Annotated in this window: 3 protein-coding genes and 1 rRNA gene; all 4 read right to left on the bottom strand. The window is 59.0% G+C overall.

Features of this window, described 5'->3' with window-relative positions; genetic code table 11:
- On the bottom strand, positions 1-731 hold a 731-nt coding region (locus AC04MI_RS24410), incomplete at its 3' end, for a polysaccharide deacetylase family protein (RefSeq protein ID WP_476498950.1).
- A gap of 23 nt (positions 732-754) precedes the next feature.
- A complete protein-coding gene (locus AC04MI_RS24415) occupies positions 755-1741 on the bottom strand; it encodes a YncE family protein (protein WP_476498951.1) in 987 nt (328 codons plus the stop codon).
- A gap of 274 nt (positions 1742-2015) precedes the next feature.
- Positions 2016-2768: a 16S rRNA pseudouridine(516) synthase gene (locus tag AC04MI_RS24420; RefSeq protein ID WP_476498949.1), complete on the bottom strand. Its 753-nt coding sequence runs from the start codon at positions 2766-2768 to the stop codon at positions 2016-2018.
- A gap of 97 nt (positions 2769-2865) precedes the next feature.
- Positions 2866-2957, bottom strand: a 5S ribosomal RNA gene (gene rrf / locus AC04MI_RS24425); the annotation flags it as partial.

Raw genomic sequence — 2957 nt, forward strand, 5'->3', positions numbered from 1 at the left:
GGCTCCAGCACAGCGGGCGCCCAGGCGTCCTTGCGCGACCAGATCCCCAGGTGCGCCAGCAGGATGTCGCCACTGCGCACATCGCGCAGCGCCTTGTTCAGCAGCGCGGTGTTGCTGGCCGTCTCACTGGGCAGCTCATCCCCCAAGAAGCCGGCAGGCGACCACCCCACATGCACATAACCGCAGGCCTTCGCGCTGGCAATCAATTGTGCAGAGGTCTTGCCGCCAGGCGCGCGGAACAGGGGCAAAGGCGTCTTGCCGGTAATGGCCTTCAAACGATCCGCAGCACGGGCAATTTCTTCGCAGTATTCAGCTGCGGACATCACAAAGCTTTGACCCTCACGCTGTCCCGCCGAGGGTCGGACCCGAAATGCCGGACGCGGCGCGCTGCCAGCATCGGCACGCCAGTAGGTGTGATTCCAGGTGTGGGAGGCAAACTCATGGCCCTCCGCGGCGCGTGCACGCCACCACGGGGCCCAATGGTCTCCCAGACTTCCATCGCCTTCCTTCGTGCGCTCGTTTGCAGCAAAGAAGGTCACGTGCACCTGCTGGCGTTTGAGGACCTCCGCCACCCAAGGCGCCACTTCCATGTGGCCGGTGTCAAAGGTCAGGTAGAGGGGTTTTTTGCAGTCATTTTTCGCAGTAGCGCTAGTGAAACATGCCCAAGCAGCTATCAATATAATAGCATCTCGACGCCTGCCGTGTGGTACACGAAGAGCGCTGAGAAACATACCTCTGACCGGCGGTGCAGCGCTCAACGCGGCGCGTGCTGCAAGGTCCAAACGCCGTGGGGCGATTTGCCCACGTTGACCTGGCGCACCACCTTCTTGACCTGGGTATCCACCACGGACAGCTTCCGTGCCCAACGGGAACTGACGTAGATGTAGCGTCCGTCCGCCGAAACATCCATGCAATCAGGGCCGCCAGGCACAGGGTACGACTCGACGACCTGCTGGGTGTTCATATCGATCTTGCTGATCGAGTTGGCCACGCGATTGCTCACATACAGGTGGTGCCCATCGCCAGCAGCACGAAAGGCGTGAGCACCGTTGCCTGTCTTGATCCGCTTGACGCTGACCGCTTCACGCCCTGAGATATCGAACACCTCCACGCTGTCACCGCCCGTCAGCCCCACAAACAGGTGCTTGCCATCGGGACTGCCGTAGACATCCGCAGGCATAGGGCCTGTTTTGACACGCCATTTGATGGTCTGGGTGGCAATATCAATCGCCACCAGTTCGTCACTGTCCTGCATGGTCGAATAGACGGTGGTGCTGCGACTATCGATCCATAGATGGCTGGGGGTGCGCGATGTGGCCACGCGCTGCACCAGGGTCAGGTCCTTGCCGTCCCAGCGGTAAAAGTCCACGTGATTCAGACGGTTGGCGGCCGTGATGAACCATTTCATGTCGGGACTGAATCGCAGATGGTAGGGGTCCACAATCCCACGTACGGTACGCTGCACCTCGGCGGTACGGGGGTCCACAAACGTCAGCGTGTCACCGAGCGCGTTGGCCACGATGATCGACTTTTCATCGGGGGTCAGATACAGATGGTGCGGCTCTTTACCTGTAGGTATGCGGGCCGTCTCAGTCCAGGTCACCGGGTCGATGACGCTGACGTTGGCCTCCAGAGAATTGAGTACAAAAAGCGGCGGAGCGCCCGCCGCCACACTGGCCAAGGAGTAACACCACCCACCAAGGGCCACAACGCAGATGCGTGCAATCGAGAGAATCTTCACAAAACCACTTTCAACACAGCCTTGAAGTGTAGCGCCGCGCCCAGCGCGGACCCGAGCGACAACACGTAACATCAGGGTGATCATGCTCTCTTTGACTCAGGTCATCCCGGTATTGGCGCTGCCTGGGGTGCCAGGGCATCTCGCAGGGCGAGACCACAACTTGCCAGCAGAGCTCTCCCGGCCTCGGCAGTCAAGGGATCAACGACATGAGTCACAGTGCCCCGGCCGCACTCTCTGAGCCAGTCAAAAGAGGCCACTCCTCCGGACAACATGCTCAAGCATTGCTGTTCAACAGTGACAGATCGGAAGCATTGAGCCATCGCCATTGGCCGGGGGCCAAATCCGCAGGCAAATCCATGCTTCCAATGCGAGAGCGATGTAGCCCCTCCACCCTATTGCCAACCGCTGCAATCATCCGCTTGACCTGGTGGTACTTGCCCTCAGTCAGCGTCATATCCAAGCGATGGGAATCCACAATGGAGCAGTTTGCAGCACGCACCGGCTTGGGATCATCGTCCAGCACAACCCCCGCCAACAATTTCGACACCTGTGTCTCGTCCACGGGATGTTTGGTCGTCACTTGATAAACCTTCGGAACATGCTTCTTGGGCGAACTCAAGCGATGAATGAATTGGCCGTCATCGCTCAATAGCAACATACCCGTTGTGTCCTGATCAAGGCGCCCCACCGCCTGCACTCCTTGTACCGCACTCTTCGTAGRCCGCTGGCGCAACGGCGGAGGCAGAAGCGTGTAGATGCTGGGGTACGTAGAAGGCTTTTGAGAACACTCCGTGCCGGCGGGTTTGTGAAGCAGCACGTAGGCTTTGGCGTGGAACGGCCAATCCACACCCTGTACACGTAACAGCAGTCCTTCGGGCTCATAGCCTGCGGTAGCCTCCGTGCAGAGCATGTACTCGGCATTGGGCGAAGATGCCTCACGCACCGAGACCCACCCCTGCTGAATCAGGCCCGCGCAAACACGACGCGTACCAAAACCTTGGGAATACAGAATGTCTTGCAGTTGCATGGTCAATACCCGGGGGTCAGCGAGAAGGGATGATTTGTTGTTATCCCAAAGCAAAAAACCCCAGTCATATCTGACTGGGGTTTTCTGGGCTGTAAGAGCCTGACGATGACCTACTTTCACACGGGAACCCGCACTATCATCGGCGCAAAGTCGTTTCACTGTCCTGTTCGGGATGGGAAGGAGTGGGAC

It is taken from the genome of Acidovorax sp. LjRoot204, assembly GCF_056175785.1.